General features: G+C 71.8%; 17 protein-coding genes. 7 read left to right on the forward strand and 10 right to left on the reverse strand.

Features of this window, described 5'->3' with window-relative positions; all coding sequences use genetic code 11:
- Positions 1-262: 262 nt before the first annotated feature.
- Positions 263-1,564: an ABC transporter permease gene (locus Q0818_RS12700; protein WP_298875366.1), complete on the reverse strand. Its 1,302-nt coding sequence runs from the start codon at positions 1,562-1,564 to the stop codon at positions 263-265.
- Complete coding sequence (locus Q0818_RS12705) at positions 1,561-2,268, reverse strand: ABC transporter ATP-binding protein (protein ID WP_298875369.1); 708 nt, start codon at positions 2,266-2,268, stop codon at positions 1,561-1,563. The genes Q0818_RS12700 and Q0818_RS12705 overlap by 4 nt, the downstream gene beginning before the upstream one ends.
- A gap of 133 nt (positions 2,269-2,401) precedes the next feature.
- Here Q0818_RS12705 and Q0818_RS12710 point away from each other — a divergent pair, with 133 nt between their 5' ends.
- From Q0818_RS12710 to Q0818_RS12720, 3 genes are all read left to right on the forward strand, one after another.
- Positions 2,402-3,631 carry a sensor histidine kinase gene (locus Q0818_RS12710; RefSeq protein ID WP_298875371.1) on the forward strand — a complete coding sequence of 410 codons (1,230 nt, stop codon included), beginning with the start codon at positions 2,402-2,404 and terminating at the stop codon, positions 3,629-3,631.
- Positions 3,628-4,296, forward strand: coding sequence for a response regulator transcription factor (locus Q0818_RS12715; RefSeq protein WP_298875373.1), 669 nt, complete (start codon positions 3,628-3,630; stop codon positions 4,294-4,296). The genes Q0818_RS12710 and Q0818_RS12715 overlap by 4 nt, the downstream gene beginning before the upstream one ends.
- Before the next feature lie 196 nt (positions 4,297-4,492).
- A complete protein-coding gene (locus tag Q0818_RS12720; RefSeq protein ID WP_298875374.1) occupies positions 4,493-5,515 on the forward strand; it encodes a hypothetical protein in 1,023 nt (340 codons plus the stop codon).
- A 116-nt stretch (positions 5,516-5,631) separates the two neighbouring features.
- Here Q0818_RS12720 and Q0818_RS12725 read toward each other — a convergent pair whose 3' ends face one another.
- Complete coding sequence (locus Q0818_RS12725) at positions 5,632-7,407, reverse strand: Na+/H+ antiporter (RefSeq protein WP_298875377.1); 1,776 nt, start codon at positions 7,405-7,407, stop codon at positions 5,632-5,634.
- 208 nt (positions 7,408-7,615) lie between these two features.
- Here Q0818_RS12725 and Q0818_RS12730 point away from each other — a divergent pair, with 208 nt between their 5' ends.
- Positions 7,616-8,395 carry a hypothetical protein gene (locus Q0818_RS12730; RefSeq protein ID WP_298875380.1) on the forward strand — a complete coding sequence of 260 codons (780 nt, stop codon included), beginning with the start codon at positions 7,616-7,618 and terminating at the stop codon, positions 8,393-8,395.
- Positions 8,396-8,577: 182 nt separating this feature from the next.
- Here the strand turns inward: Q0818_RS12730 and Q0818_RS12735 are convergent, their stop codons facing one another.
- From Q0818_RS12735 to Q0818_RS12745, 3 genes are read right to left on the reverse strand one after another with little or no spacing between them, the layout of a single operon-like run.
- Positions 8,578-11,922, reverse strand: coding sequence for an ATP-binding protein (locus Q0818_RS12735; RefSeq protein WP_298875383.1), 3,345 nt, complete (start codon positions 11,920-11,922; stop codon positions 8,578-8,580).
- Positions 11,919-12,659, reverse strand: a complete 741-nt coding sequence (locus Q0818_RS12740; RefSeq protein WP_298875386.1) for a DUF4194 domain-containing protein — start codon at positions 12,657-12,659, stop codon at positions 11,919-11,921. The genes Q0818_RS12735 and Q0818_RS12740 overlap by 4 nt, the downstream gene beginning before the upstream one ends.
- Entirely contained in the window at positions 12,652-14,133 is a 1,482-nt protein-coding gene (locus Q0818_RS12745; protein WP_298875389.1) for a DUF3375 domain-containing protein, read from the reverse strand. Before Q0818_RS12745 ends, Q0818_RS12740 begins: the two co-directional genes overlap by 8 nt.
- A gap of 222 nt (positions 14,134-14,355) precedes the next feature.
- Between Q0818_RS12745 and Q0818_RS12750 the strand changes: the two genes are divergently transcribed.
- Together Q0818_RS12750 and Q0818_RS12755 are read left to right on the forward strand one after the other, a co-directional pair.
- Positions 14,356-15,723, forward strand: a complete 1,368-nt coding sequence (locus Q0818_RS12750; protein ID WP_298875392.1) for a hypothetical protein — start codon at positions 14,356-14,358, stop codon at positions 15,721-15,723.
- 22 nt (positions 15,724-15,745) lie between these two features.
- Positions 15,746-17,299: a S8 family serine peptidase gene (locus tag Q0818_RS12755; RefSeq protein WP_298875395.1), complete on the forward strand. Its 1,554-nt coding sequence runs from the start codon at positions 15,746-15,748 to the stop codon at positions 17,297-17,299.
- A 49-nt stretch (positions 17,300-17,348) separates the two neighbouring features.
- Here Q0818_RS12755 and Q0818_RS12760 read toward each other — a convergent pair whose 3' ends face one another.
- From Q0818_RS12760 to Q0818_RS12775, 4 genes are all read right to left on the reverse strand, one after another.
- Positions 17,349-19,373, reverse strand: coding sequence for a glycosyltransferase family 39 protein (locus Q0818_RS12760; protein ID WP_298875397.1), 2,025 nt, complete (start codon positions 19,371-19,373; stop codon positions 17,349-17,351).
- A gap of 178 nt (positions 19,374-19,551) precedes the next feature.
- Entirely contained in the window at positions 19,552-21,054 is a 1,503-nt protein-coding gene (locus Q0818_RS12765; RefSeq protein ID WP_298875399.1) for an APC family permease, read from the reverse strand.
- A gap of 121 nt (positions 21,055-21,175) precedes the next feature.
- Complete coding sequence (locus tag Q0818_RS12770; protein WP_298875401.1) at positions 21,176-22,570, reverse strand: aspartate aminotransferase family protein; 1,395 nt, start codon at positions 22,568-22,570, stop codon at positions 21,176-21,178.
- Positions 22,567-23,037 carry an Lrp/AsnC family transcriptional regulator gene (locus Q0818_RS12775; RefSeq protein ID WP_298875403.1) on the reverse strand — a complete coding sequence of 157 codons (471 nt, stop codon included), beginning with the start codon at positions 23,035-23,037 and terminating at the stop codon, positions 22,567-22,569. Before Q0818_RS12775 ends, Q0818_RS12770 begins: the two co-directional genes overlap by 4 nt.
- A 169-nt stretch (positions 23,038-23,206) precedes the next feature.
- Between Q0818_RS12775 and Q0818_RS12780 the strand changes: the two genes are divergently transcribed.
- Positions 23,207-24,922: a cellulase family glycosylhydrolase gene (locus tag Q0818_RS12780; RefSeq protein WP_298875406.1), complete on the forward strand. Its 1,716-nt coding sequence runs from the start codon at positions 23,207-23,209 to the stop codon at positions 24,920-24,922.
- Positions 24,923-24,973: the final 51 nt, after the last annotated feature.

Consider the following 24,973-nt stretch of genomic DNA (forward strand, 5'->3'; position numbering starts at 1 on the left):
CGAGGGCATCGCCGACGACTTCTCCGCCTCCGAGACCGCGCGCCCCTTCGGGTCGTATCTTTCGGTGATCAACGGCGGAGACTGAGCGTCCCGCGGGCCCTCGAGGGCCTCTCACGACAGGACCGGATGCCGATCGGCTCCGGTCCTTCGTCGTGCGAGCGCCGCGGCCTGGCGATCGAGCCGCCCGTTCCTCGCCTCGTCTCGCATCGCGGCCTCACCGCCTGAGCGGGCCCGGGGCGGTGGCCCCGAGCCCGCTCGGCCGTCACTCGTACCGCAGCGACTCCACGGGATCGGCCCGCGCCGCCCGCGCGGCGGGCAGGCTGCCCGCGAGGAACGCGATGCCCATGATCGCCACCGTCGTGGTGAGGATCGACAGGGGATCGAACGCGATCAGCTGCAGTCCGGGGAGGTCGCTGAACAGCGATTGCCCGAGCTGCGCGCTGACGGCCGTTCCGACGCCGATCGCGACGACCGCGCCGATCAGGCTGCCCAACAGCCCCAGCATCACCGCCTCGAGGCTGAACAGCGAGAACACCCGGCCGCTGCCCATCCCCATCGCCTTCATCAGGCCGATCTCGCGCGTGCGCTCCTGCACCGACATCAGCAGCGTGTTGACGATGCCGAAACTCGCCGCCAGGAGGGCGATGATCGCGAAGGCGTTGAGCACGAGCACGATCCCGTCGATGACCGCCTTGAACGTGCCCAGCTGGTCCGAGACGGTCTGGCCCGAGTATCCGGCATCCGTCAGGGCCGTCTTGACGGCGTCGACGTCTTGCGCCGTCGCCGACGACAGGGTCAGGCTCGCGCTCGCGTACCGGTCGAGCTGATCGGACGGCACTCCCGTGTTCTGCGCGGCGAAGAGCGCGTCCTCCAGCGCGGGGTTGGTGGTCAGGGCCGTCGCGGAGGCGAAGGCGCCCTCGGTCACACCCGTGATGGTCGCCGAGACCACGTGCTGCGTGCGCACCGGGTCGGAGACGGCGATCGTGAGGGTCGATCCGACGGCATCCGCGGCATCGGAGAAGCCGAGGGGCGTCACGAGCGACTCGGGGATCGCCGTCTGGAGCGCCTCGGCGGAGGCGTCGGGGGCGGTGCCCGCCGTCAGCTGCGGGGTCTGCCCGCCGATGAGCGACCCCGCGCTCGCCACGTAGCGCTCACCGCCGTCCACCTGGACGTAGTCGATCTGCACGGACTTCGTCGGGGTCACTGCCGCGACGCCCGGGAGGGCTTCGAGCGTCTGGATGTCGGCATCCGTCAGCGCCGACACGGTCGCGGTGGCACCGGGTCGTCCGGGGTTCGTGTTCGCCGACGCGACGGCGTCGGGGTCGTACTTCTGCGGATCTCCGGATGCCGCGGCCCCGGTGCCCGTCTTCGTCACCGTGAGCACGTCGGCTGAGCCGATGGACGACACGGTGTCGTCGATGAAGCGGTTGATGCCGGTTCCGAGACCGTTCGTGAGCGTCAGCGTGAAGGCGCCGACGAAGATCGCGAGCACCGTGAGGATCGTGCGCGTCTTGGAGCGGAACGTGTTCGCGGCCGCCGTGGCGACCAGATCGACGGTGTTCATGCGGCGCTCCGCTCTTCGGCGACGATCACGCCGTCGCGGATCTGCACCCGACGGTCGCACCGCGCCGCCAGCTCGTCGTCGTGCGTGACCACGATGAGGGTGATGCCGTGCTCACGATTGAGGCGGAAGAGGATGTCCTCCACCACCGCGCCGGTCGCGGAGTCGAGGTTGCCGGTGGGCTCGTCGGCGAAGATCACCCGCGGGTCGTTCACGAGGGCGCGGGCGATCACAGCGCGCTGCTTCTGACCGCCCGAGAGGGCCGTGGCCCTGTTCTTCGCCTTGTCCTGCATGTCGAGCTCGGCCAGCGCCGCGAGGCCGCGCCGACGGCGTTCCGCGCGTCCGACACCGGCGATCTTCAACGGCAGGATGACGTTCTCCAGCACCGATGCGCTGGGGGTGAGGAAGAACTGCTGGAACACGAAGCCGAAGGTCTTGTTGCGCGTGCGGTTCAGGTGGCGGCCGCGCAGGGTCGCGGCATCCTTCCCCTCCAGGCGCACGGTGCCGCTGGAGGGAGCATCCATGAGGGCCAGCAGATGCATGAGGGTCGATTTGCCGGAGCCGCTCTTGCCGACGATGGCGATGCTCTCGCCGCGGTGGATGTCGAGGCTCACGCCGCGCAGCGCATCGAAGCGCGCGGATCCGCGGCCGTACGACTTGTGCAGATCGGTGACGGAGAGCAGCGGGGGAGGAGGTTCGGATGCCATGACCTCACTGTCGCCCGCGAGGCCGGGGCTCCGCGTCGCTCGGGCGGGGGGCCGGCCTCCCCCCGCGGGGGTATTCCTCGAATGCCCCGTGCGGGCGATACCCGCGCGGGAGCGCGCAGTCCAGACTGGGAGGATGCGACCCGACCCGGCCACGGACACCCCGCCGCGCCTGGTGCCGCCGGGACGCGCCTGGCTCGTCGACCTGGTCATCGCGATCCTCGTCGTCGTGCCGTCGTTCGCGCCCGTCCCGTTCCCCGAGCTGCGCCCGTCGAGTCCGCTCGTCCACGTGCTGATCGTGCTGCCCGCGCTGCTGCTGCCGCTGCGCCGCCGATGGCCGCGGATCGTCTTCGTCGCCTGCATCGCGCTCTTCGTCAGCGCCCTCGCGCTCGGCACCCTCGCACCCGGGGCCGCCCTCGCGACGGCCCTGGCCGCCTACGGAATGGCCGACCGCGTCGGGCGCCGGGAAGCCGCGCCGGTGGCGATCGCGGGGGTCGTGGGGCTCGTGGGCGCCAGCATCGTGGTGACCCTCATGACGGGGCTCGACACACGGTTCCTGCAGGTCGGTCTCGCCGTCGCGCTCGCCGCGGCGCTGGGCGACGCCTCGCGCTCGCGCCGGGCGTACGTCGCCGCCGTTCTCGAGCGCGCCCGCCGCGCGGAGCAGACGCGCGAGGCCGAGGCACGTCGCCGCGTGAGCGAGGAGCGCCTGCGCATCGCCCGCGACCTGCACGACGCCGTCGCCCACCAGATCTCGGTCATCAGCCTGAACGCGGGAGTAGCCAGCTCGGCGCTCGACACCCGCCCGGAGAAGGCGCGCGAGGCCCTCGCCACGATCCGCACCGCTTCTCGGGACGTGCTCGCCGAGATCGGCTCGATGCTCGCCATCCTGCGCACCCCCGACGACGTCGACGCCCGCGACCAACCGGGACTCGCGCGCCTCGGGGCCGTTGTGGAGTCGGTACGCGTGGCCGGGTGGGACGTGGCCGTGCGCGATGAGCGCGACCCCGCGGAGGTCCTGCCCCTCGGCGTCGACATCGTGGCCTACCGCGTCGTGCAGGAGGGGCTGACCAACGCCCTCAAGCACGGCACGGCCCGTCGCGTGCACGTGCTGCTGCGTCGCGACGGTGACGATCTGGAGGTCGTCGTCACCAACCCCTTCCACCCCGCGGAGACCGCCGCCGAGCCCTCTCCATCGGGCTTCGGCCTGATCGGTCTGCGAGAACGCGTCGAGTCGGCGGGGGGTCGCCTCGACGCGGGACCCGCTCCCGGCGGCTATCGCCTCGCCGCGCGCCTCCCCGTGCCCGCCGCCCGCCCGACCACCCGACCCACCACCCGACCCACCACCCGACCGGGAGGATCCGCATGAGCCCGACACGCGTGCTCGTCGTCGACGACCAGGCGCTCATCCGTGCCGCGGTGCGCGACCTCCTCGACGCGGCCGACGGCATCGAAGTGATCGGCGACGCCGCCGACGGCGAGCAGGCGGTCGCGCTCGCCGCCACTCTCCGCCCCGACGTCGTCGTGTGCGACATCCGGATGCCGCGGATGGACGGCATCGAAGCCACCCGCCGCATCTGCACCGACCCGACCCTGGCCGACACCCGCGTGCTGATCCTCACCACGTTCGAGGAGGACGACTACGTCGTCGCCGCCCTGCGCGCGGGAGCCAGCGGCTTCATCGGCAAGGGTGCCGAGCCCGAGGAGATCATCCACGCCGTGCTCGCGGTCGACGAGGGCGGCGCGCTCCTGTCGCCGACGGCGACCCGCGGGCTCATCGAGAAGTACGTGCGGCGCGGCGCGCCGGTCGCGGGGGAGGCGCCCTCGCTCGACATGCTGACCGAACGGGAGCGGGAGGTACTGCGGCACATCGCCCGCGGTCGATCGAACGACGAGATCGCGGCATCCCTGTTCATCTCTCCGCACACGGCGAAGACGCACGTGAAGAACACGATGCTCAAGCTCGGCGCGCACGACCGCGCGCAGTTGGTGATCGCGGCGTACGAGAGCGGACTCCTGGTCCCGGGGGAGTGACGGCGACCCGGGCGGGGTGAGCAACCGTCGCCGGGCCAGACTCGATGAATCGCTGTGCGCCGCGGGTTCAGTAGCCGACGCGGCGACCGGTCGCGGCTCGTGATCGGGGCGACCTCGCGGCCGCGGCCGATGCGCGGGGCCTCATAGGATCGTGGCGCCGGGGGCCACCGGTCGACGTCGACGAGCGGGGGATCGAATGAGCGGAGGAGGGCGCGTTTCCGGCGTACGCCGCGTCGTCACGCATCCGCTTCTCTGGGCGGTGGTGTGCGCTCTCGCGGCCGTGCCCCTGCTGGGGACGCCGTTCGACTTCGGCGGGTTCCTGCTCTGCCTCGCCGCCGGCTGGCTCCTCGCCCACGCGCTCGTGGGCGGGCTGCTGTCCCTCCGCCCTGCCGCCCAGTCGTTCTCGCTGCACATCGTTCTCGCCGTCGCCGCCGGGGTGGCGCTCTTCGCGCTGACGCGGGGGGTGACGCCCGCTCCCGTCGATCCGGCGGTCACCACCGCCGTGTCGTTCGCGGCCGTTCCGGCGGCGGGCTGGGTCTGGCTGACGCTGATCGGGCGGGTCTCCGGCCTCGTCCGAGCCGACTCGGCGCGTCGTGCGGCACGGCTCGTCCCTCCGGAGTGGACCCGCACGCCGGACGCGTGGGAGCTGCGCCTGCCCGTCGTACCGGTGCGACTGTCGACCTACCGCCTGGTGCTCGGCATCCTGGTCGCCGGCGGTGGGGGAGCACTGCTCGCCTTCGTGATCGGGTTCTCCGACACGGCGATGCGCATGAGCCCCTTGGCGATCGTCGTCGTCCTCGGCTGGCTCGTCGGCCTCCCCGTCTACGGCGGCCTGGTGCTGAGCGCGCGCTCGCGCACCGTCGAGGTCATGGTGCGCGTCGGGGTCGACCGGATCAGAGTCGAGCGGATGCCGGATGCCGCGCCCATCGCCGACCTCGCGCTCTCGGAGCTCCGGGCGATCCGGTGGGCGGCGCTCGAGACGCCGACCCGCCTCGAACTGCGACCGATGATCGGACCCGGGCTCGTGCTGCTGTTCGGCCTGGCGCGCCGACCCGCGGGGATGGCGGCGAGTCTGCCCGCGCTGCCGTCCGGTCTCCGCCGGCGGCTGAGCGAGGCGGGGCTGGCGGCGCGGGCGTCTCGCGAGCGCGGCGGCGACGCCCTCTTGACGCGGGAGGGCACGGCATCCACGCTCCGGCCGGGCAGGGTCGCGCGACGCTGAACCGCACGGCTCGGGGCGGCCGTCGGGCGCCGACCCCGCCGCTCGCTCCGCGGCGAACGCCTCCGGCCGGCGGTGCGCGGCCGGGACCCGCCGGTGGCAGAGCCGAGGTGCCGGCGCTAGTCGCCCGCCTTCTCGAGGCCTCTCGTGCGGATCTCCTCGAGATCGAGACCCGCGAGGATCTTGCGGGCGACGAGGTCGTCGATCGTGCCCTCGCGGCGCAGCCGGAGCAGCACCTCGCGCTTGCGGTCGAGGACCGCGAGCCGCAGACGCTGCGCCTCCTTGTGACGCAGCAGGGGGGAGCGCTGGGTGACGTCGATGTCTTCGCTGACCGCGATCATCTGAAGGGGGCCGGTGAAGGCCGCGCCCTCGGCGTCGTCGCCGGCGACGGCGCGGTCCCCGGTGCGCCGGTCGGTGTCGGGAGCGTCGGGCGGAACGGGTCCGGTCGCGGAGCTGTCGTCGTCGAGCGAGGCGTCGAGTTCGGCGAGGTCGCGCTCCTCGATCGCGCGCTGGCGGGCGACGGCCCGCGCGTTGGCGAGCTCGAGACGCTCGTATCCCTCTCGCCGGGCGCGGTCGCGCACGCGATCGCTGATGCCGTGTTCGACCGCGAGGTCGTCGAGGGCCGCGAGAGCGGCTCCCGAGATCGCGCGTTCGGCGAGCTCGTACTCCTCGATCGCCGCGTCGTCATTGGGCAGCTTCGCCCACCTGATGACCGCCGGAAGCAGGGGTCCCTGCACCAGCAGGGTGAGCACGATGACGCCCGCCGTGACGAACACGATCGCGTCGCGTCCCGCCACGGGGTCGCCCGCAGCCGTCGTGACCGGCACCGACAGGGCGATGGCCAGCGACACGGCTCCGCGGAACCCGGCCACGGTGCTCACGATCCGCGACCGATGCCGGAGCGACCGCGACGATCCGGCGGCGGGCCGCGAGAAAGGCGAGAACAGCCACTGGAACAGGTACCGCACCACGAAGAGCGCGATCCAGGCCGCCACGGTGACGATCAGCAGGATGCCGATCTCCGACCCCGAGATCTCGTGCAGCACGAGCTGCACCTCGAGGCCGATCAGCACGAAGAGCGCGCCGTTGAGGAGGTAGACGCCGAAGGGCCAGGTGGCATCCGCCGCCCTCCGCGACATCGCGGTCGTGATCCGCGGCGACACCCAGGCCATGATGAGGCCGGCGAAGACGACCGCGAGCACGCCGGACGCGTCGATGAGCTCGGCGATCAGGAACGACACGAACGGCACGAGCGCCAAGGTGAGGTTGATCGTCAGGGTCGACTGCATCCGTCGCAAGGCGAAGAACGCCGCCGCGGCCACCGCGATCCCCGCGGCCGCTCCGCCCAGGTACGACAGCAGCACCATGTCGGTGATCTGCAGCGGAGTGATCTGGTCGCCCAGCAGCAGCGCGACGGCGATCGCGTAGAGGACGAGGGCCGTGCCGTCGTTCGTCAGGCTCTCGGCCTTGAGCTTCATGAAGGTCTTCGCCGGCAGCAGGCGACCCAGGGCGGCGACCGCGGTGGCGTCGGGTGGTGCCACGGCCGCGCCGAGCACGAGAGCGGCCTCCCACGGCACACCGAGGAGCGTGGCGACTCCGGCGACGGCGAACGCGGATGCCACGACCAGCAGCGTGCTCATCGGGATGATGTAGCGCAGCGACCGGCGCACCGACCGGAGCGACGTCGTCCATGCCTCGCGGAACAGCATGATCGGAAGGAACAGCAGCAGCACCGTCTCGGGCGGCAGTTCGATCTGACGGAGCTCGGGGATGAAGCCGAGCGCGAGGCCGATGACGAGCAGCACCAGCGGTGTCGCGACGCGCAGTCGGGGCGCCAGGACCGTGCCCACGAGCATCGCGAGGCCGAGCAGAACCGTGATCTCGAGTCCCTGCATGCGTGCCGCCTTTCGCCGTGCCCTCAGCACTCAGCGTAGAGAGGGGCTCGGACATTCCCGACCCCTGACGCGTTCGGTGCACGGGGTGTCCGCGCGCAACCGGTGGGCGGGCGTTCCCCGGCCGCCATAGGCTATCCGAACGGTTCGGACAGGGGGATCCACGATGTCGCTCGGCGGGAGAAGGGGAGGCACACGGAAAGACGCGACCGTGTCCCTCACCACGATGTCGCCCAGACTTCCGTCCACCGAACCGCGTATCCCCGTCTTCCCGAACGGCCGGCGCCCCACCTGGCTCGTCGTCGTCGTCGTCCTCTTCGCGGTGCTGCCCGCCCTCATGGCGGTTGCCGATGACCGAATCGGTCTGCGCCTCGTCATGGGAGCATCGACCCTCACCATCCTCGGGGCCGCGGTCTGCCTGAACGTGCTTTTCGGCACGATCCAGGAACGGCTGCTGCGCATCGACCCGTCGGCATCCGGGGTCTGGTTCCGCCCCGCCCCGGCAGCGACCGCTGTGCCTTTCGTGCTGGGGATCCTGCTGCTTCTGCCCGCCGTAGCCCAGATCTTCGTCGATGCGTTGAGCCTGCCGACCATGCCGTCGTTCCTGCTCACCCGTGCGCCGTACGCCCTCGGGCTTCTCGGCTTGGGGGTCGTCGTCACGAGCGCCGTGCGTCTGCGGCAGCCGGCCGGGCTGCATCTGACGTCCAGAGGACTCACCGGCATCCGGGGTCGCGGCCGCGTCGATTGGACGTGGGACGAGCTCGCCGAGGTGGGGGTCGGCGCAGGTCCCGTCGCCACGCTCCACCTCATCGCCGATGGAGCCGGGCCACGCGTCGAGGCGCCCATGCTGGCGCTGGGGTCGGATCCAAATCAGGTCGCCACGGTGGTCCGCTATTTCCGCGACGTCCCCGCGGCGCGTACCGAGCTGGACGGCCCCGGACCCGTCGTCCTGCGCGGGGTGGACGACGCGCTTCGGGCTCGCGAGGGCTGAGCGCGTCGTCCCCGTGAGGGAGCGCGTGGAAGCATCCGAGGAGATCGCACGCGACTCCGCTCGGGATGCCGCGTCATAACCTCCGTGACGCGCACAACCTCCGTCACCTGGGCCCGCATCGAACGGAGGTTGTGCGAATCGCTGAGGTTATGCGCGCGCGGACGGGGCCGCGTGCACGACCGTCAGCCCGCGACGCCCACCTTCGCCTTCGCCCACGAGCGACCGCGGGTGTCCTTGAGGATGTCGTACTCCACGTCGACGTGCGGTTCGATGGCGCTGTACTTGTCGTTCGGGGCGCCGATGACGAGCTGGAAGCCGAGACCGCGCCACGCGCCGATCGCCCGTTTGGTGAAGTGCGCGTCGGCCTTGATCAGCGCCTCGTCGAGGAACACCGGGGCGTAGCGCGGACGCTCCGATCCGGCATCCCCGAGCTGATAGCGCAGGGCCGCGCCGACGATGAAGGCGATGAGCTCCTGCGACTCGCCGCCGGACTTCTCGCCGATGTGGTCGTACAGCGCGACGTGTTCGCCCGTGTCGGCGCGGAAGCGCTCTGCGCTGACGCGCACGTGGTTGCGCACGTCGACGAGGTCGGCGAAGTCGGGAGCCGTGGGCCGGATCCGCCCGATGAGGCGCGCCATGCGTCCGTAGACGGCCTCGCGCTCCTCGTCGGAGGAGGCCGCGTCGATCGCCGCGCGCACGTCGCGCAGCTCGCGGCGGAAGCGGCGCCGCACCTCGGACTGGTTCTCGCGCGGAACGATCTGCAGGCGGTGTTCGTCGTCGTAGAACGGAAGGTCCTGCATGATGTCGTTGATCGGCGCGATGCGCTCGCGGATCTCGCGCAGCGCCCGCGTGAGCGCCGAGTCGAGGTTCGTGAGGTCGTTCCCCGACAGCTGCAGCAGCGAGTCCCGCCACTCCGCCTCGAGCTCGTGCAGGCCGCTCGCCTCGAGGTCGGCGAGGATGCGCTCGAAGTCCCCGAGCGACTCGTCGGGGTCGGCGAGCAGGTTCGGGCTCGGCCACCGGTCGGTGAAGGCCGTCAGCGTGCGGCGCAGGCTCTCGCGCTGGTCGCTCCACGTCTCCTGCGCCGAGCGCTGCTCCTCGAGCAGGCGCTTGGAGGCGGACTCCAGAGCGGCATCGAAGCGCGAGAGCAGCTGCGAGGGAGAGGCGTCGTCGGCGGGCGCGACGAACAGAGCGTCGAGGTACGCGGCTTCGTCGGAGGTGAGCGTCATCCCGGCGTCATCGGCGCGTTCCAGCCGCTCGTTCGCGGCATCCACCTCGTCGGTGACCTCGGCCCAGCGCGCGGCGAGCGCCTGCTGCTCGGTCTTGGCGGCACCGATCTCCTCGCGCAACCGCGCCGCCCGGGCGCGCGTGCCGGAGATCTGCTCCTGCAACTCCGCGATGCGGGGGTTCCCCGCGGTGACCTCGACGATCGTCTCGTTCCAGCGTTCGAGGTCGCGCTCGACGGATGCCGTGTCGACCTGGTCCCACGACAGATCGGCGATCTTCTCGAGGGCGCTGCGCCGTTCGTCGAACGCGTCGAGGGCCGCGGCGGCGTCGTCGACCGCGGACTTCGCGGTGGCGAGGTCGCGGCGCACCGCGACGATCTGCTCGCCGAGCTCGGTCAGTCGCACGCGGGAGGAGAAGCCCAGCACGCTCTGTCGGACCGATCCGCCGTGCGCGCCACGGGAGCCCTGACTGGTCTGCCCCGAGATCGTGAGCGCCAGACGGTGCTGCGACAGCTCGGCTGCGGCATCCACGCAGACGAAGGCGAACTGCTGCTCGAGCCGGTCCTGCAGCCATCCGGTGAAGGGGGAGCGGCGGTACTCCAGGCGTCCGGGGAGCGTCGCGGGGTCGAGTCCCGTGCGCTCGGGCAGGTCGGTCGACACGCCCTCGAACCGCAGGCGCTCCGACAGGCGCACGCCGTCGATCGCCGAGCGGAAGGATGCCAGGTGCGCGGCATCCACGAGGAGGGTCGTCGCGAAACCGCCGAGGGCCAGCGTGAACGCCCCGCGCCACGGCTCGAACTCGGTGCGCACGTCGACGAGCTCGGCGACGAAGGGCAGCTCGGCGGCGGTGAGTCCCGCGGCCTCCGCGAGGGCCTCGCGCGCCTCGTGCAGGCGGGGAGGGATGTTGTCGTCGCGGGTCTGGGTGCGCCGGTGCTCGGCCTCCAGCGCCGAGAGCTGCCGGCGCAGCTCGGTGTGCCGGCTGCTCGCGGCGACGAAGGCGTCGCGTACGGCGGTCTTGGCATCGGCATCGCCCAGCGTGCGTCGCGCCTCGTCGGCGATCGCGGTGAACTGCTTCGCCGACGAGACCTCGGTCGACAGCACGGCGAGGGCGGCGTCGAACCGCTCCCGGTCGCGCTGCATCCCGGCGAGGCGCCGCTCGAGAGCGCGGAGCTCGCGCTGCGCGGCGTCGAGCTGGTCGCCTCCGGCCGCGCGCAGCACGTCGCCCAGTCCCTCCCGCTCGGCCTCCGCGGCATCCGCCAGCGCCTGCCGCTCGCGCACGAGGGCGTCGGTGGCGTGCGTGCGCTCGCGCAGCTCGGTCTCGACCGCGGTGAGCAGGTCGACGCGGCGCTGCGCGCGCCAGAGGGAGGCGCGCGATTCGGGGTCGCCGAAGCGCCCGAGGGCGTCGATGAGGCGCAGCCGCTCGGCGGCCTCGTCGATGCGGGTCTTCATCGCGCGGATGGGCTGGAGCGCCCGCACCTGCTGGCGCGCCTCGAGCATGCGCGTGCGCGTGCCCTCGAGGCCGTCGAAGTGCGACACGACGGCGTCGGCGACGGCGAGGGTCTCGGGCTCCTCGAGCACCATGCGCTTGTAGAGGTCGTCGACGGTGGTGATCTGCTGACCGGCCTGGATGCGCGCGAGAAGGCTCATCGCCTTCGCCCCGGACCCCGCGGCGCCGATCCCGAGCACCGCGTGCAGGCGCGCCGAGAACTCGCGGTCGGTGGCGAGGGTGTCGAGCCCCGTGGCCCGCACGGCGCTGTCGGACAGGTGGCTCCGAGCCGCCTTCTCGAGGTCGCGCAGGTCGAACGCGCCGTGCACGGTCGCGCGCACCTTGACCGCGTCGTCGAGGGTGCGCGCCGCCGCCGGGATGTACCAGGCCCTCACGGCGGTGAAGCGGGCGCCGTCGTGGTCGGCCCAGGTCATCGCGATCGCGGTCCACGTGTCGACACCGTCGCCGCGTAGCACCCGCACCTTCGTGCCCTCGTCGGTGCGGGACTCGTCGAGCTTGCCGCGTCCGTACGAGAGGATGTTGCGCTGCTCCTGCCCGCGGGGCCGCCCCACGACCGCGCCGTTCGAGGCGCCGTTGAAGGGGGTCGTGTGCGGCATCATGAGCGCGACGTAGGCGTCCATGAGCGTCGACTTGCCCGAGCCCGACCCGCCGCACAGCAGGGTCGCGGTGGGGGCGAAGCGCACGCGGTGCGTCCCGTCGTAGCCGCCCCAGTTGATCAGCTGCAGGTCTTCGGCCACCCACTGCTGCCCGCGGGAGGCGGCGGGGATGAGCCCGAAGAGGGTCTCGAGCATGGTCATACGAGCTCTCCCTCGGTCGTTCCGGATGCCACGAGCTCCGCCTCGGTTGCACGCGCGGGGGGCGCCCCGGCATCCGTCGTCTGCTCGTCCAGCCAGCGCTGCAGCTCGCGCAGCGTCTCGGCGCTCAGGACGATCTCGATGAGCGGACCGATGCGGTAGCGGCCCTCGGACTCCTCCTCGATGATGCCCTCGCGGTCGAGGCGCGAGATCGCGGTGCGCACGGCGCGCTGCTGGCTCGCGCGCGTGCCGTCGCTCTCGGAGAAGTAGGTCAGCACGGTCTGCTCGACCTCTTCGACGTCGACGCGGGCCGAGCCGGTGCCCGCGGTGATCTCGCGCTGGAAGACCGTGCGCAGGTAGACGAGCACCAGGGTTTCCGCGCGCGAGTACGCCTCGTCCTTGAGCAGGATCGGCACGTCGAGCTCGTCGCTGCGCACCTGCTCCTTGTAGGCGACGCCCCGCGAGTGGTCGACGACGAGCCGCACGAACAGGTCGTTCAGGCGCGACTCGATCATCTGCTGGTGCTCCAGCAGCAGCTTCCACTCGGCGGGGGAGGACTCGGCCAGCAGGAAGCGACGCTGGAGGATCCGCACCAGCACGCGGCGCACGTCGGCGTCGAGCACGCCGCGGTCGCCGGCGAAGAGCGCGTCGGGGTCGTTCTCCATCGCGACCGGGGCGATGAACGCGGGGGTGTCGTCGCCGGGGGCGTCGGCATCGGCGGACAGGGCGATGTCAGTCATCGGCATCCGTTTCTGTGGGGCTCTGGGCGCGGACCGCGCCGAACGCGAAGCGCCGGGTCGTGCCGTCGGGTCGCACGGCCTCCACGATCGAGACCTCGTCGGTCTCGACCAGACCGCTCCGGTGCACGATCTCGAGCAGGCCGACGAGGTCGACGGGGCGCCGGGTCTGCGCATCGGCGCCCGCGAAGGCCGTCGCGAGGTCGAAGGAGTCGCCGAGCCCCGCGACGTACGCCTCGAGCTCGGGATAGTGCGGGCCGCCCCACGCGCGCGTGTCGACCGTGTCGAACTCGACGTCGGCGCCGTCGGGGGTGGATGCCAGGGGCTCGGGCGCTCCGGGCGGACGCACGTCGCTGAGCGAGCGGCGCAGGTGCCCGATGTCGGCGAGCGGGAGGGTGCGCACGGGCTCGACGCGGCCGGGAGCCCGGGTCTGGCTCCAGCGGTGCAGCCCCGCCATGACGCCGCGCAGCAGATCGTCGACCTGGCGGTCGCGGATCGGATCGTGCGTGCGCACCTGGGCGGTGATGACGTGCGACGCCCTCCGCTGAGCGGTCAGCACCTCTTGCACCCCCGCTTCGACGCGGCGCGCGATCGCATCCAGCTCCGAACGCTGCTCGGCGGTCATGAGGCGGGAGAACGGCTGGGTGAGCACGGCGTGCAGCTGCTCGGTGAGGTCGTCGATGTGCTCGGGATCGCCGATGAGGCGCAGGGCCCCCTGGAACGCTCGGCCCTCGGGGGTCGCCTGCATCACCTGGCGCCCCCGCTCGAGGTATTCGCGCAGCACGTCGCCCGTCGGACGCACGTCGCGGCGCAGCTCCGCCACGACGTCGCGCTGCATCGCCGTGATCGACTCCGCCACGCGCGAGAAGTCGGCGGGAAGCTCGCGGGCGAGATGGATGACGTTCTCGGCCTCTTCGAGCAGGTGATCGTCGTCGAGCGGCTCGACGATGCCCTCGTCGAGGGCGGCGATCTCGGCATCCAGTGCCGCGCGTTCGGCGAGGAGCGCCTCGCGGCGCCGCGCGGGGTCGCTCTCGGCGTCGCGGGCGAGTCGCTCGACCGCGTCGAGCAGCGTGCGCACGCGCGAGCGGGACACGCGCGCCCGTCCTCCGCCGGCGCGGCCCGCGATCTCGAGGGCCCCGACCGCGTGCGCCGAGAGCCGGTACACCTCGACGTCGTCCTCGATCTGCAGGCCCAGCCAGCCCACGCGCACCCAGCCGCGGCAGATCTCGCGCGCGGAGCCGGCGGGGATGCGGCGGTCGTCGTCGGCGTCGATCCCGGCGGCGCGCAGCTCCTCGATCGCCTCGGCGACCTCCACGTGCGCGTCGGCGACCGCGACGGCGGGGCGGTCGGGCGTGAACACCACCGACAGCGCGGCGACGACGAAGGGGGCGAAGCGCCCGTGCAGCAGGTCGAGCGTGGGGTTCTTGAACGCCGCCGCCGAGCGCAGGTACGCGGCTTCGGCTCGGGTGCGGGTCACTGGCTCGAGTCTACCGGCGCGGGCCCGGGCCGCCATGCGGATGACGGAGCGGGTGAACCGCGCTCAGCCGCCGCGCCGGGGGAGCGGCCCGGGCAGGGCGACACCGGGATCACCTCGGCAGGAGGCCGGAGGGCGGGGTCCGCGGCGCTCCAGGAGCGGGGCAGAGTGCCGGGTGACCTGTGTGCCGCCGATCCCGCGCGTGCCCGTGCCGGAAGGACCTCCGTGAGCGCCCACCGTGAGACCCCGCTCGTGTCGCCGACCCGTCTGCGGGCGGTTCCCTCGCGTCGCGCGCTCATCGGGGCGGCGGCGTGGGCCCTGCCGGTCGTGACGGTTGCGGCCACCGTACCGGCCGTCGCCGCCTCGGGCGCTGCGCTGTCGTTCTCGGCGACCGCCTACCAGGCGCCGGCCTGCGCGAGCATCATCGGTGCGACCGTGCGAGCCGATGCATGGGGTTCCGGCGCTCCGGGGGTCGCGGTGACCCTCCAGCTCAGCGGCGGCTTCGCGTTCGACGGGGGCTCCGCCTCGACGACGGTCGTCACCGGATCCGACGGAACGGCGGCGTGCGGCGACATCCATGTTCCGTCGGGCGGGTCCGTCGGCACGATCACCGCATCGGCGGCCGGTGCGGCATCGGCGACGGCGGCGCTGTCGGCGACGCCCGACGGTCGCGTGCTGTTCGTCCCGCGCGGCAGCGTCGCCGCCACCGAGGTGCCCGCGGGAGCCACCCCGGTGGCGGGCGACCTGTTCCTCCGCGACCACGTGCTCTACCGCCACGGGGTGGGCGTCGTGCAGCGCGAGGTCGCCGCGGCGGGGTCGCTGGTCGAGAGTCCCGCGAAGAACGGCTCCTTCCTCCTGCCGCTGCTGCTCGTCGACGGCTCCGCGGTGGTGTTCGACACCGTCGGCAACACGTCGACTCCGGCCGTCGGCACCCCCGCGGGTGCCACGCCGGTGGCGGCCGACCTCTTCCTGTCCGGCACGACGCTGTACCGCGGCGGCGTGGCCGTGGCATCCGGGGTCGCCGCCTACGGACAGCTCGTCGAGCACGACCAGGGGAGCGGCCCCACCGGGCAGTTCGAGCTGCCGTTCCGCGCGGTCGACGGCTCGCCGCGCCTGTACCGCTCTCCGGCCGACGAGGTGCGCACCGCGCACGAGTTCGGGCAGGCCGGAGGGCCTCCGTCGGGCGCGACCCCCGTCGCCGGCGACCTCTTCATCGCCGACGGCACGCTGTACCGGGTCAGCGCCGACGGGGCCAACCCCCTCGGGACAGGGGCCCTCGCCTCTCAGATCGACGCGTGGGGCGCATTGACGCCGAACCCGTACTTCTCGGGTCAACGGCTCCTGCCGCTGCGCACCGCCGCTGGCGCGGCCGCCCTCCTCGACGTGGCCGCGGGGCATGTCCGCACCGTCGCGCAGGTTCCGCCGGGGGCAGTGCCCATCGGGGCCGATCTCTTCCTGTCGGCGAGCACCGTCCATCAAGCCGACGTCGGCGCCGTCGCGTTCGACGTCGGGCGGTTCGGGCAGCCGGTACCGGTCGCGGCGGGCGGCTCGCGCGTGGCCGTTCCCGTCGTCGCCCCCGTTCCGACCTGCTGACCCCGACCCACGGATGCACCCCATGTCGATCCCTCCCCGCCGCCGCTGGCTGCTCGCCTCCCTCGCCGCCGTCGCGGTCGTGCTCGGTCTCGTCGGCGCCGCCCAGCTGCCCCTCCCGCCGACTCCCGCGCCCGAGCGACCGAGCGCCGCGCCCGCGGAGCAGCCGTCCACGCCCGCAGCCCCCGACGCCCCGACCTTCGCCGAGCAGCTCCCCGTGCCGCCGGGAGCGAGTCCTGAGGAGCGGCGCCGCATCGAGCTGACGTACTCGCTCGTGGAGATCCCCGACGACCGCCTCGCCGACCTCCGCGCGGTGGCGGCCGGGGCCATCGGTGCGCAGTCGATCGAGGGGACCACCCTCGTCGCCGTCCCGGCCGACCAGGTCGACGCCGTGCGCACGGCCTTCCCCGACAGCCCCATCACGCCCAACCAAGAGGTCACGACCACCGCGGACCAGACTCCGACGCCGTCGTGGGGTCTCGACGCCGTCGACAGCCCCGACGCGTCGCAGGACCAGCACTACCTGTCCGACACCACCGGCGCGGGGACCACCGTCTACGTCGTGGACAGCGGCATCCAGTCGACGCACCCCGATTTCGGCGGACGCGTGGATGCCGTGAACGGGCACACCGAGGTCGACGACGGCAACGGCACCGAGGACTGCAACGGCCACGGCACGCACGTCGCCGGGACGGTCGGGAGCACGACCTACGGTGTCGCCAAGGCCACTCGCCTCGTTCCCGTACGGGTGATCGGCTGCGACGGCAAGGGAACCGGTCTGGGTTTCCTCTACGGTCTGATCTGGATCTACAACAACCACTCGGGCACGAAGTCGGTCGTCACCATGAGTCTGAGCACGTCGGTGAACGCGACCATCGACAAGTACATCCAGCGGGGCGTGGACCGGGGGTACGTGATGACCTCCGCGGCGGGCAATGACGCCGTCGACGCCTGCACATCCTCACCGGCGCACGCGCCGAACGGGATCACGGTCGGAGCGATCGAGCGTCCCCGCAAGATCGCCTGGTATTCCAACGTCGGCTCGTGCGTGACGCTCTTCGCGCCGGGCTCCGACATCACCTCGACCTGGATCGGCTCGACGACGAACACCATCAGCGGCACCTCGATGGCCACGCCGCACGTCGCCGGTCTCGCCGCTCGCCTGCTGCAGGAGCATCCGACCTGGAAGCCAGCGCAGGTCAAGGCCGCTCTCACCTCGACACCCGGTGCGAGCGGGAACCTCACCGGCCTGCCCGACGGCACCGCGAACATCTTCGCCGCGATCCGCGGTGTCCCGCGCGTGCTCACCGTCACGGCCACCCGTGCCACGGGCGGAGAGACCCTCTCGTGGACCGTCAACGACATCGGCACCCTCACCTCGTTCGCGATCGCCGTGACCGACACCACGAGCGGGCGGGTCTACCGCGTCGACGTGGCGGGTGCGACCCGGTCGACCGACTTCCTCGACGTGCTGCCCGGGCACTCCTACAGCGTCAGCATCGGGGCGAGCGGCACGCTCCCGACGGGCGTCGCCGTCACGAGCGATCCGGTGACGGCCGCGTTCACCGCGCCGTCATGACGCGGGGGAGCCGGCCGCGCCTATTCTCCGCGGCGCGCACCGGCACGCCTCACGCGCCGCCGCAGGCGTAGAGGGTGACGCCCGACACCTTCTGCACGTCGCCCCCTTCGTGCGCCGCGGAGAAGGACCACGCACCCACCTGTCGGCATCCGGGTTCCGTCGCGACGTGGCGGACGGGATCGGACTCAGGAGCGCCCTGGGCGACGGCCAGCAGACGCGCCTGACCGGAATGCACCATCTGCTCGAGCGCCTTCACCGTGAAAACGCTGACGTGGCCCGAATAGCCGCCGTCGGTGAGCACGTCGTCGCCCGTCGCGTCGATGATCTGCGCCGAGATCGCCCAGGAGTCGGTGACCATCAGTGCACGCCCGTCGCTGCCGCCGCCGTGGGCACGCGCGGTGTCGACGAGCTGCGCGAGTGCGGGGGTCAGTCCCGCTCGGCCGCCCCACGGGGCCGGACTCGAGATGGCGAAGGTCTCGTTCGGATCGCCTTTCTGCGCGGTGACGCCCACGTACGCGTCGCCTCCGCTGCCGTCGCGGGCGTCGTCGAGCACCTGGAGGCTCGTGGCGATCGGCAGGCACAGCAGGGCCACGGCGAGAGCGGCGGGGGCGACGCGTCGCAGGTGCGCGCCCGAGATCGCCGCGACGATCCCGATCCCCGCTCCGGCGACTCCCGCCGCGATCGCCGGGATCAGCAGCACGACGGGGAGTCGTGCTTCGGAGACGAGCACCGCCCACCAGACCGCCTGCACGATGACGATGCCGGGGAGCACGAGTCGCCGCCCCCGGGAGGCCGAGCGCAGCAGGCGCACGCCCTCGCCCCAGGCCACGGCCGTCAGCAGCACGAGCGGTACGCCCAGCGCAGCGACGTAGGCGGTGTGCGGAACCCGCGTGAACGACAGCACGGCCGCCGAGGTGACGAGCCAGACCGCCGCGACGGCGACGAGGGCGAATCGGGCGCGGGCTCCGGCCGCACCGCCGGGGTCCGCCACCGCGCCGGGCCCGTCGGGGTCCGCGGTCCGCGAGCGCCGGTACACCGGCGAGCCACCGATGCGCCGCCCCCATCGCCACAGGCCCAGCACGACGCCGGCGATCGCCGCGGGGTAGAGCCAGCCGATCTGCGTCACGAGCGGCAGCTCGAGGAGCTTCGTGATCGACGACGACCCGCCCGAGGCGGAGCCGTGCTGCGTGAACGCGTGCACGATCGCGCTCAGCGTCGCGCCCCAGCCGCCCGTCGACGCCGTCGCGCCGACCGAGCCGGGCACGGCGCCCGGAGCGAAGCGGTCGAGGCCGTTGTAGCCGAACACCATCGCGAACACGTCGTCGTCGGTGGAGCCGTCGATGTAGGGTCGTGCGCCGGCGGGGACGAGCGCGATCGCGGTGATCCAGGCGACGGAGGCGACCACCGCGGCACCCGTCATCACACCCGCTCGCGCCAGCGCGCGGCGACGACCGCCCGTGGCGAGGAGGGTGCCGACGACGAGAGCGGGCAGCACGAACCAGGCCGACATCATCTTGGCCTGGAACCCCACGCCGATGAACAGCGCGCACAGCAGCAACGGCCACCACCGGTCGGTGAGCACGGCCCGCTGCCACCACACCACCGCGACGGCCAGCGCCATCGTGAGCAGCCCGTCCTCCATCGGATGAGCGAACATCGACACGAAGATCGGCGTCGAGGCCGCGGCCGCCGCGGCCACCAGCCCCACCCCTCGCCCGCCGAAGCGCAGCCCGATGAGCGCGCACGCGAGGATCGTCACGACGCCCTCGATCGCCTGGGGGAGCGCGATCGCCGAGGTCGACATCCCGAAGAGACGGATGCCGAGCGCCTGGGGGACCGCGAACCCGCTGAGCTTGTCGAGGGTGACGGTGGCCGCGGGGTCGAACGCGCCGAACAGCATCGCGTGCCACGACGACGCCATTGATCGCGCCGAGGCCTCGTAGAACGAGAAGTCGCCGCCGCGCGCGAGGTTCCAGCAGGTCAGCACGACGAACGCGGCGACGATGAGCGTCAGCGAGATGCGGGCCCACCAGGGTTCGCGCCACCAGCGCGCGAGGACGACGCGAGAGATCACGACGAGAAGAGTGCTCCGCGTGCAACGGCGGTGCGTATGGCTCCGCTATCAGCCCGCTGTGACTGCACCCGAGTGGCCCGCGCCGGTGTGCGGAACGCGGGAGGGGGCGTTCACGCGACGGCCGCGGCATCCGGTGTCGGATGCCGCGGCCGAAACGCAGCGATCGGGTGGTGCGGAGTCAGACCTCCGAGCGCGGGCCCGGGGCCACCTTGTTGACGCCGGTGACCGGTTGGTTCTCGTCGAACGACGCGATCGGGCGACGGAAGCCGCGCGTGAGGATCACCAGGTAGACGACGCCGAGGCCGGTCCAGATCAGACCGCCGACGAGGGCGTGCATGTCGAGGTTGACCCACAGCAGGCCCGTCAGCACCATGCCGATCGCGGGCATGACGATGTAGCGCGCGATGTCGCCGGGGGTCTTGCGGAGCCCCTTGCGCACCGCGAACCACGCGATCACCGAGATGTTGACGAAGGTGAACGCGACCAGGGCGCCGTAGTTGATGTACGCCGCGATCTGCTCGAGGGTGAACGAGATCGCGAACAGGCTCACGAGCCCCACGATGACGATCGAGAACGTCGGGGTGTGGGTCTTCGGGTTGATGAAACCGAAGATGCGACGCGGCAGCACGTTGTTGCGGCCCATCACCATGAGCATGCGCGCCACCGAGGCGTGCGAGGCGAGCCACGACGCCAGGGTCGCCGCGAAGCCCGCGGCGGTGAGCACGGCCTGCAGCACCGGCCCGCCGACCTGCACGCCGATCTCGGGGAGCGTGCTGTCTTCGATGGCCTCCTGCGGGAACGCCGTGGCGTCGGGGAAGCGCAACTGCGTCACGTACGAGGCGATGAGGAAGATGAGACCGCCCACGATGAGGGTCAGCACGATCGCCCGCGGCATGATCTTCGGGGTCTTGGCCTCTTCCGAGTACATCGACACCGCGTCGAACCCGATGAACGAGAAGCACACGACCGTCGCCCCCGCCAGCACGGCGCCGAACTGCACGTCGCTGTGGGCGAAGGGGGCCAGCGACACGGCGGTGCCGGCTCCCGCGCCGCCGACCAGCTGCACGACGACCATGACGACGAAGACCGTCATCACGAGGATCGAGAACACCAGCAGCACCATGTTGACGTTCGAGGTGCCGCGCATCGTCAGGTAGATGACGCCGGTGACGCCGGCGGTGAAGACGACCACCCAGATCCAGCCGGGCACGTCGGGGAACAGGGCCTCCATGTAGCTGCGCAGGATGAGGGCGTTGACCATCGGCAGGAGCATGTAGTCGATCAGCGCGGTCCACCCCACGACGAATCCGACCCCGGGGTGGATCGACTCGCGCGCGTAGGTGTACGCCGAGCCGGCGCTCGGGATGACGCGCACCATCTTGCCGTAGCTGATGGCGGTGAAGACGAGCACGACGAGGGCCACGGCGTAGGCCGCGGGGACGACGTTGTTCGTCTTGTCGGCGACGAGGCCGAAGGTGTCGAACACGACGGTCGGGGTCATGTACCCGAGGCCCAGGCCGACGATCGACCAGAGACCGAGGGTGCGGGCGAGTTTGGCTCCCGAGCGTGACGTGGCCGCGTCGGCGGCGAGGTTCTCGTTCGTGGCTCCTCCTAAGGGGTGCGGTGCGCGATCGGGTGTCGCGTCCGTGGGCTGATGTCGGGGGTACAGCGATCGGAGCACCGCTCGGGGTGGAGAGCGGGGGAGGTCGGCGGGGTGATGCCGGATGGGGGTCGTCGACCGATCGGGGCGACCGGCGGGCGGGGAGGGATGCCGACCCTCGTGGTGTCGGCATCCCCCGTGATCAGAGGCGGGTCCAGGCCTCGGTGAGGGTCGAGCGCAGGATCTGCTCGATCTCGGTGAATTCGGACGGGCCGATGGTCAGGGGCGGGGCGAGCTGGATGACGGGGTCGCCCCGGTCGTCGGCGCGGCAGTACAGGCCCGCGTCGAAAAGCGCCTTCGACAGGAAGCCGCGCAGCAGCCGCTCCGACTCGTCGTCGTCGAAGGTCTCTTTCGTCGCCTTGTCCTTGACGAGTTCGATGCCGAAGAAGTAGCCGTCGCCGCGGACGTCGCCCACGATCGGCAGGTCGAGCAACCGCTCGAGGGTGGACCGGAACACGGGGGAGTTCGTCCGCACGTTCTCGAGCAGCCCCTCCTCCTCGAACACGTCGAGGTTCTCCAGCGCCACGGCAGCCGAGACCGGGTGTCCGCCGAAGGTGTAGCCGTGGGGGAAGGTGGCGTCGCCGTGCGCGAAGGGTTCGTAGATGCGGTCGCTGATGATCGTGCCGCCCAGCGGCGAATAGCCGCTGGTCACGCCCTTGGCGAAGGTGATCATGTCGGGCTGGTAGTCGTACGCCGAGGCGCCGAAGTAGTGGCCGAGACGACCGAAGGCGCAGATGACCTCGTCGGAGACGAGCAGCACGTCGTACTTGTCGCAGATCTCGCGCACGCGCTGGAAGTATCCCGCGGGTGCGGGGAAGCAGCCGCCGGCGTTCTGCACGGGCTCGAGGAACACCGCCGCGACCGTCTCGGGGCCCTCGAACTGGATCATCTGCTCGATGCGGTCGGCGGCCCACAGCCCGAACTCCTCGGGGGTGCCGCCCCCGAATCCGCTCTCCTCGGCGCGGTAGTAGTTCGTGTTGGGGACCCGGAAGCCTCCCGGGGTGACCGGCTCGAACATGTGCTTCATGACGGGCAGCCCCGTGATGGCAAGAGCGCCCTGCGTGGTGCCGTGATAGGCGATCGCCCGGGAGATGACCTTGTGCTTGGTGGGCTGGCCCTGCGTCTTCCAGTACTGCTTGGCCAGCTTGAACGCCGTTTCGACGGCTTCGCCTCCGCCGGTGGAGAAGAAGACGTGATTCAGATCGCCGGGGGCGAGATCGGCGAGCCGATCGGCGAGTTCGATCGCCGCGGGGTGGGCGTACGACCACAGGGGGAAGAACGCCAGCTCCTCGGCCTGCTTCGCCGCCGCCTGCGCGATGCGGCGCCGCCCGTGTCCGGCGTTGACCACGAAGAGCCCCGCGAGGCCGTCGATGTAGCGCTTCCCGGTGGCATCGAAGATGTGGTGGCCCTCGCCCTTGACGATGATCGGGACGCCCGGGCCGTCGGTCATGGTCGACTGGCGCGAGAAGTGCATCCAGAGGTGGTCGCGGGCCTTGGATTGCAGGTCGGCGTGCTGATCGGTTTCGATGAGGGTCATCGCGTTCCCCAGTTGTAGAGCTGACGGTGGAGCTTGAGATAGACGAACGTCTCGGTCGAGACGACGTCGGGCAGAGACCGGATGCGGTCGTTCAGCAGGTCGATGAGGTCGTCGTCGCTCTCGCAGACCACCTCGACGAGCAGGTCGAACGAGCCCGCGGTCGAGACCACGTAGGTCACGCCCGGCAGTTCGGTCATCTGCGCGGCCGCGACGCGGGTGTCACCCGAGACGCGGACGCCGATCATGGCCTGTCGCGCGAAGCCCAACTGCAGCGGATCGGTGACCGCGACGATCTGCAGGATGCCGGCATCCTGGAGCTTCTGCACCCGCTGGCGCGTCGCGGTCTCGCTGAGACCGACGGCTTTGCCGATCTCGGCGTAGGAGCGACGGCCGTCTTCCTGCAACTGTTCGACGATCGCTTTGGAGACGCGATCGAGAACGGTGCTGCGGTCGGCGGTGGGGCTCATGATCGGCGACGGTATCAGCGGATCATTCGCTGAATCAATGATGATCTCGACATTTACGAGGGCGTAACAGCGCGGAAACCGTCGTAAATGGCCTCAGCGGCTCCCCACGGCGGCACCTCCGGTGCGCGCGCCGACACGCGGCGCCGCTACGATGACCGCGGAGGTGCGGATGTCGGGGTGGCTCGAACGGTGGTCGTCTGCGCGCCGCACCGTCCTGCGCTCGGCGGCCGCGGTCGCCGTCGCCGCGCTCGCCGTGTCCGGCGCCGTCTCCGCGCCGAGCGCGACCGCGGCGACGGCCCTGCCCGGCTGGCTCTCCACGCGCGGGGCGAGCATCGTCACCTCCGCCGGCACTCCGTACACGATCAAGGCCGTCGCCTGGTTCGGCATGGAGACCTCCAATTGCGCGCCGCACGGGCTGTGGTCCATCTCGCTCGACGAGGGTCTGCGAGCGATCGCGGGAATGGGCTTCAACACGATCCGCCTCCCCTTCTCGAACGAGTGCCTCGCCGCCTCGTCGTCGAACTCCATCAACGGCGCCGTCAACGCCGATCTCGTCGCCCTCAGCCCGCTGAAGCTCATGGACACCGTGATCGCCCGGGCGAAGACCTACGGCCTGTCGGTGATCCTCGACCGTCACCGCCCCGACTCCGCGGCGCAGAGCGAGCTCTGGTACACCGGCGCCTACAGCGAGAAGCGGTGGATCGACGACTGGAAGATGCTCGCGCAGCGCTACCGGAACGAACCCGCGGTGATCGGCGTCGACCTGCACAACGAACCGCACGGACCGGCCTGCTGGAACTGCGGCGATCCCGCGCGCGACTGGAGGGCGGCCGCCACCCGCGCGGGCAATGCCGTGCTGTCGGTCAACCCCAACCTGCTGATCATCGTCGAGGGCGTCGAGCGTCAGAACGACGGCTCGAGCACGTGGTGGGGCGGCGGCCTCCGCGACGCCGGCGCGGCGCCCGTGACCCTGTCGGTCAAGAACCGCGTGGTGTACTCGCCGCACGACTATCCGGCGACCGTGCACCAGCAGTCGTGGTTCTCGGCACCGAACTACCCCGCGAACCTCGAAGCGGTGTGGGATGCCAACTGGGGCTACCTCGTGCGCAAGAACATCGCGCCCGTGCTGCTGGGCGAATTCGGGACGAAGCTCGAGACCGCGAGCGACAAGGCGTGGATGAGCACGCTCGTCGCCTATCTCGCCAAGACGAAGATCAGCTACGCGTACTGGTCGTTCAACCCGAACAGCGGAGACACCGGCGGCCTGGTCGCCGACGACTGGCGCACGCTGCAGAAGGCCAAGCTCGCGGCGCTGCAGCCGATCCTCACGCCTGTGACCGTTCCCGCTCCCCGGCCCACGACGAGCCCCACGGCCTCGCCGAAGCCGAGCGCGTCGACGTCCCCGAAGCCCACGACGACGCCGAAGCCCACGACGACGCCGAAGCCCACGACGACGCCGAAGCCCACGACGTCGCCGAGGCCGACTGCGAGCCCGTCGGCGTCGCCGAAGCCGAGCGCGAGCCCCACGGCGTCGCCGAAGCCGAGCGCGACGGCCTCACCGAAACCCTCGGCCTCGCCGTCGTCCGCTCCCCGTCTCTCGGCGGCGTGGGTGCCGCAGAGCGCGTGGGGCGAGGGGTACGTCGCCGAGCTCGCGCTCACCGCCGGCGCGAGCGTGAAGAGCTGGTCGGTGTCGTTCGAGGCCCCGGGCACGACGGCGGTGAGCAACGCCTGGGGCATGTCGTGCACCGTCGGCGGTACCACCGTGACGTGCACCGGAAGCGACTGGGCAGCCGCCCTCGCCCCCGGACAGACCGTGCGGGTGGGATTCCAGGCCACGGCGACGAAGGCGCCCGCTGCGCCCGCGCTGCGCGTCTCGGCATCCTGAGGATTCCGCTCGGCGGCCCGCCGCAGAGTCGGGGCGTCTCACCGGCGCGTG

Origin of the sequence: uncultured Microbacterium sp. (genome assembly GCF_947489255.1) — a bacterium.
GTDB lineage: Bacteria > Actinomycetota > Actinomycetes > Actinomycetales > Microbacteriaceae > Microbacterium > Microbacterium phycohabitans.